Here is a 2,068-nt window from a genome sequence, read left to right as displayed (position 1 = left end):
ATTTAGGCTTAAAAGATGAGCCAAATTTGAGCGTGCAGATCGGCTATGGCGAGCTTTGCGAGCGGATTTTAATCTCCACTAATATCGACGACATGGACGCCGAGAGCTTTGCCTTTGCGTGCGATATTTTGCGAGATAGCGGCGCGCTGGACGTATTTAGCCGCTCTATTTTTATGAAAAAAGGACGCGCGGGATTTGAGCTAAACGCGCTGTGCCGCAAGAGGGACGCCGCGCGGATAAAGGGGCTAATTTTCGCGCATACGACGGCGATCGGAGTTAGAGAGTGCGCCGTGAGGAAAACCGAGCTTGCGCGCGAGTTTTGTGAAGTAGAGACTAAATACGGCAAAATAAGGCTTAAAATTTCGCGCGGCCGAGCTTGCGGTTTTAACGCCGAGCAAAATTTGACGGATGAAAATTTAGCCCGAAATTACCCCGAAATTTTAAAAATCAAGCCCGAATTCGAGGACTGCAAAAAAGCCGCGCAGAGATTTCAAACGACGATCCGCGAGGTCAGAAACGAGATTTTAAAAAAATATGACGAAACTAGAAATTCTAAAAAATGATATAAAAAAGCTGGAAAATTTAGCCGTAGCGTTTAGCGGCGGCGTGGATAGCTCGCTACTGTTGCGCGTTGCCGCCGATACGCTAGGCCGGCGCGCGGTAGCTATCACGCTAAAATCGCCCTATATGTCGGGGCGCGAGATAAAAGAGGCGGTGGAATTTACCCGTACTTACGGCATCAGGCACGAAATTTTAGAGCTAGAAGCGCCCGAAGCGGTAAAAAATAATCCGCAAGATCGCTGCTACGTCTGCAAAAAGGCGGTTTTTACGCGGCTAATCGAGCTAGCAAAGCATCTAGGCTTTACAAACGTCGCCGACGGTACGAACTTAGACGACCTTGGCGAATACCGCCCGGGGCTTAAAGCAAAAGACGAGCTTGGCGTGCTTTCGCCGCTTAAAGGCCTCAAAAAATCAGAGATTAGAGAGCTTAGCCGCGAGCTTGGACTGCCGACCGCGGATAAGCCCAGCTACGCGTGCCTTCTGACGCGTTTACCGCACGACAGGGAGTTTTCCGCGGAGGAAATTTCGCTCGTGGAGCGAGCCGAAAATCTGCTAATCTCGCACGGATTTTTAAATATTCGCGCGCGATTTGACGGCAAAGCCTTTAGGCTGCAAATGGGTGCGAGCGAGACTAGGCGCTTTTGCGCGGGAGATTTTAGCGCCGTCGTACGCGAGATTGCTTCGCTTGGCGAGTATGATATTTTGCTTGATTTAAAAGGGCTTCGCGGGGAGATTTTAAATGACTAATGATGAGGCTTTAAATTTCATCCGCGCCGTAAAATCGGGCGAAAAAAGCGAGCGCGAGGCGATAGAGTTTTTACGGGATTTTCCTTTTAGCGACGTGGGATGCGCCAAGATCGACACTCAGCGTGCTTTGCGAAATGGTACTGGTGAGGTGATATATGGGGCAAATAAAACAGATGATGAAATTTTGCAAATTGCTAGTGTGATCGGCGAAAAAAATGAAAATATCCTAATCACAAGAACAAATGAGAATGTTTTTGAACGCATACGTGAGATCTTTCCGCAGGCAAATTTTAATGCTCGTGGAAGGGTGATCAGCGTTAAATTTAAAGAGCCTGCGCCTACAAAAAGCTACATAGCTATCGTCTCTGCTGGCACTGCCGATGGCTCAGTCGTGGAGGAGGCCTACGAAACGGCAAAATTTTTAGGCAATGACGTGAAAAAATTTACCGATGTCGGCGTGGCAGGGCTACATAGGCTGGTAGCAAAAATAGATGAGATACGCGGCGCAAAGGTCGTGATCGCCGTTGCTGGCATGGAGGGCGCACTTGCTAGCGTGCTAGCTGGACTTGTAAGCACTCCGGTGATCGCAGTGCCAACTAGCGTGGGATATGGGGCAAATTTTGGCGGAGTTGCGGCACTGCTAGCTATGCTAAATAGCTGTGCAAATGGCATAAGTGTCGTAAATATCGACAACGGATACGGCGCCGCATATAACGCAAGCCTGATAAATCATTTGTAATTTTATGCTTGTAGCACTGAA

At 48.7% G+C, this 2,068-nt stretch carries 3 protein-coding genes; all 3 read left to right on the top strand.

What is annotated here, in order from left to right; translation table 11 throughout:
• On the top strand, positions 1–563 hold a 563-nt coding region (gene larC, locus Q0200_RS08325; RefSeq protein WP_297940163.1), incomplete at its 5' end, for a nickel insertion protein.
• A complete protein-coding gene (gene larE, locus Q0200_RS08320; RefSeq protein ID WP_297940160.1) occupies positions 535–1,308 on the top strand; it encodes an ATP-dependent sacrificial sulfur transferase LarE in 774 nt (257 codons plus the stop codon). The genes larC and larE, both read left to right, overlap by 29 nt.
• Entirely contained in the window at positions 1,301–2,047 is a 747-nt protein-coding gene (larB, locus tag Q0200_RS08315) for a nickel pincer cofactor biosynthesis protein LarB (RefSeq protein WP_297940157.1), read from the top strand. The genes larE and larB overlap by 8 nt, the downstream gene beginning before the upstream one ends.
• Positions 2,048–2,068 lie beyond the last annotated feature (21 nt).

This window comes from uncultured Campylobacter sp. (assembly GCF_938045225.1).
Classification (GTDB): Bacteria; Campylobacterota; Campylobacteria; order Campylobacterales; family Campylobacteraceae; genus Campylobacter_A.
Note: the sequence above shows the minus strand (reverse complement) of the source record. Positions and strands in the feature narration are given on the sequence as shown.

Excerpts from the sequence above, each read along its gene's own strand:
- larB (WP_297940157.1), top strand. The coding sequence starts at position 1,301 with ATGACTAATGATGAGGCTTTAAATTTCATCCGCGCCGTAAAATCGGGC.
- larE (WP_297940160.1), top strand. The coding sequence starts at position 535 with ATGACGAAACTAGAAATTCTAAAAAATGATATAAAAAAGCTGGAAAAT.